We start from the raw sequence: 2,624 nt of genomic DNA, 5'->3' as shown, positions 1-2,624 counted from the left end.
GCGTTATGGCGGGGGAAAAGCTAAAGGACTTGCCGCCCATCAACCTCGACATCGATTATATTGCGGTCAAGGAAGCGGTATTCCCCTTTGATCGTTTCCCCGGTGTTGACCCCGTGCTGTCGCCTGAAATGAAATCAACGGGCGAAGTCATGGGTATCGATCGCGATTTTGCGACGGCCTTTGCCAAATCACAAATCGGCGCGCGGATGCCGCCACCGATGGGCGGGAAGCTGTTCGTTTCGGTTAAAGACACAGACAAGCCCGTTATCGTTCCTGCCGTCAAACAAGCGATTGCGTGCGGCTTTACCGTATGCGCAACCGACGGCACGGCAAATTATCTGCGTGATCAAGGGATAGAAGTCGAGCGCGTCAACAAGGTCGCGCAGGGCCGCCCGCATATCGTCGACAAGATTAAAGATGGCGAAATCCACCTGATCTTCAACACGACCGAAGGTTGGCAGAGCCTGAAAGACAGCGAAGAAATCCGCCGTTCCGCGTTGGTTGGCAAGGTTTCGCAATATACAACAGCCGCAGGAAGCATCGCGGTTGCACAGGCGATTGCGGCGCTGCAGCAACGGCAACTTGAAGTTCGGCCACTTCAAGACTATTATTAACACGAGCAGTATCGTTCCCCGACAATTGAACTGCATATCGGATTGATGGTTATCATTTCTCCGGTCGGGATGTTTTTGTGACGAAGGGTTTTGCCTGATGGCGAGTTTTGAGAAATATCCGATGTTGGCTGAAGGCTATGAAAAGCTGACAACCGACTTGAAACGCCTTCGTGATGAGCGGCCATTGATTGTGGAAGCAATTGAGGAAGCGCGTGCGCATGGTGATCTATCGGAAAATGCCGAATACCACGCTGCCAAGGAACGCCAGGGTCAGGTTGAAGCTGCGATTTCAGAAATCGAAGACAAAATAGGTCGTGCACAAATCATTGATCCGACCACTCTGTCGGGCGACAAGATTGTTTTCGGCGCAACGGTGACGTTGTTGGACGAAGATGACAAGCCTGTGCGCTATCAGCTGGTGGGTGAAACCGAAGCCGATGCAAAGGCGGGCCGTATTTCGTACAACTCGCCATTGGGCCGCGCGCTTATCGGGCGTATCGCCGACGATGAAGTCGAAGTGACGGTGCCATCGGGTGACAAATTCTATCTCGTATCCAAAATCGAGTTCATCTGAACATGCGTTTCGTCATGAAGCGCCGTAATATTTGACATGCAGTTTCCCCGCGGACCTGTCACCAACGCACTGATCATCATCAATCTGGCAATAGCTGCCATTTTGTTGGTGCCGTCCTTGTGGCAATATGCTGTCGTTGCCGGCGGGCTTTTTCCGGCACGTTTAAGCGGTGATAGTTCTGCGTTTGCGGACATAATATTTCTCGTGCCCGCGTTGCTTACGCCGCTCACGGCCGCATTTTTGCATGGCGGGATCGCGCATGTCATCATGAACATGCTCATGCTTTTGCTGATCGGCAAAATGGTTGAGCGCGTTTTGGGCGGCGGTCTCTTCTTGGCGCTGTATATGGTGTCCGCTTATGCCGCTGCAGCTACTGAATGGCTGGCGGCCTATCTGCAATTGCCGATGTCACTGGACATGATGGCGCCTGCCATCGGCGCAAGCGGCGCGATATCGGGTGTCATTGGGGCGTATCTATTGCTGTTCCCGAACAAGCAGCCAAAGCGGTGGGGGCCGGTTCCTGCAGCGATCGCGCGTCCGCTGCATCTGACCTTGGCGTGGATTGGCCTTAACCTCGTAATGGGCTTTGTTGGGCCGGGATTAGGCATCGCTATTGCCATCTGGTCGCATATAGGCGGTTTTGTGATGGGATTAGCTCTGGCACGGCCATTGCTGTTGTGGCGCTATCGTAACGCCTGAGGCATTGACGTCACCCTGATGGGTTCAGGGTAACGTCCAATGCATTATTTACGCGCCGGGTTGTAGCAACTTGTGCAAATGAACGACGACATATTTCATTTCGGCATCATCAACCGTGCGCTGTGCGGCGGCCCGCCATGCTTCTTCTGCGCTGGCATAGTCCGGAAACATGCCAACAATGTCCAATTTTTCTAAATCCGTAAACTTCAACGTCTGTGGGTTTTCAACCCGTCCACCAAAGACGAGATGCAATTTTGTATCGGTCACGCTGTTATCCAATTATTTTTCTTTGGCAGCATCCGTTGCCGCCTGACTCGCGGCCTTTACAGCGAGAGCGGCTTTGCTGACAAGGTCCCTAAATTGCAAACGCAACGCGTCGCCGTTCAGGCCAAGGCTTTCGACCTGATCCTTACCGGCGGCTTTCGCGGCATCAGCCATTTTGCGGGCTTTTTTGTTCAGCTTTTTACCGGCCTTGCCCAAAACTTTTGTTTCGCGCTCTGTACGCGGCAAAAGCGCGCCGACGATGGCGCCGATCGCGATGCCGCCCAAGACTATGGCCAACGGATTTTTGTCAATGCCGTCGCTTGTTTTGCCCTTGCCCTTTTCATATGCTTCAGATGCCTTTGCACGTGCTGCGGCAGTGGATTGTGTCGTTTTCGCCTTCGCGCTTGCAAGGCTGTCTTTCGCGCTGTCAGCTGCGGTTTTGATGCTGTCGCCAATCTTGCTCATGTTTCGTT

General features: G+C 53.4%; 4 protein-coding genes and 1 pseudogene. 3 read left to right on the top strand and 2 right to left on the bottom strand.

All coding sequences use genetic code 11. The features are described 5' to 3' along the window. From ACILQA_RS10675 to ACILQA_RS10665, 3 genes and pseudogenes are all read left to right on the top strand, one after another. Positions 1-614 (top strand): annotated as a pseudogene (locus ACILQA_RS10675) (carbamoyl phosphate synthase large subunit); the annotation flags it as partial. A 97-nt stretch (positions 615-711) separates the two neighbouring features. Beyond that, positions 712-1,188 carry a transcription elongation factor GreA gene (gene greA, locus ACILQA_RS10670; RefSeq protein WP_306062020.1) on the top strand — a complete coding sequence of 159 codons (477 nt, stop codon included), beginning with the start codon at positions 712-714 and terminating at the stop codon, positions 1,186-1,188. A 36-nt stretch (positions 1,189-1,224) separates the two neighbouring features. Continuing rightward, positions 1,225-1,887, top strand: a complete 663-nt coding sequence (locus ACILQA_RS10665; protein WP_395629668.1) for a rhomboid family intramembrane serine protease — start codon at positions 1,225-1,227, stop codon at positions 1,885-1,887. Between the two features lie 48 nt (positions 1,888-1,935). Here ACILQA_RS10665 and ACILQA_RS10660 read toward each other — a convergent pair whose 3' ends face one another. Both ACILQA_RS10660 and ACILQA_RS10655 read right to left on the bottom strand, forming a co-directional pair. Continuing rightward, on the bottom strand, positions 1,936-2,154 hold the full coding sequence (locus ACILQA_RS10660) for a DUF4170 domain-containing protein (RefSeq protein ID WP_324476716.1): 219 nt from the start codon (positions 2,152-2,154) through the stop codon (positions 1,936-1,938). Between the two features lie 12 nt (positions 2,155-2,166). Then, positions 2,167-2,624: hypothetical protein (locus tag ACILQA_RS10655; protein ID WP_395629667.1), on the bottom strand; the 458-nt coding region annotated here is incomplete at its 5' end.

The sequence above is a fragment of the Sphingorhabdus sp. genome (assembly GCF_044239005.1).
In the GTDB taxonomy this organism is placed as follows: domain Bacteria; phylum Pseudomonadota; class Alphaproteobacteria; order Sphingomonadales; family Sphingomonadaceae; genus Sphingorhabdus_B.
The sequence above is the reverse complement of the archived record's forward strand: the minus strand, read 5'-3'. Positions and strand labels throughout refer to the sequence as shown.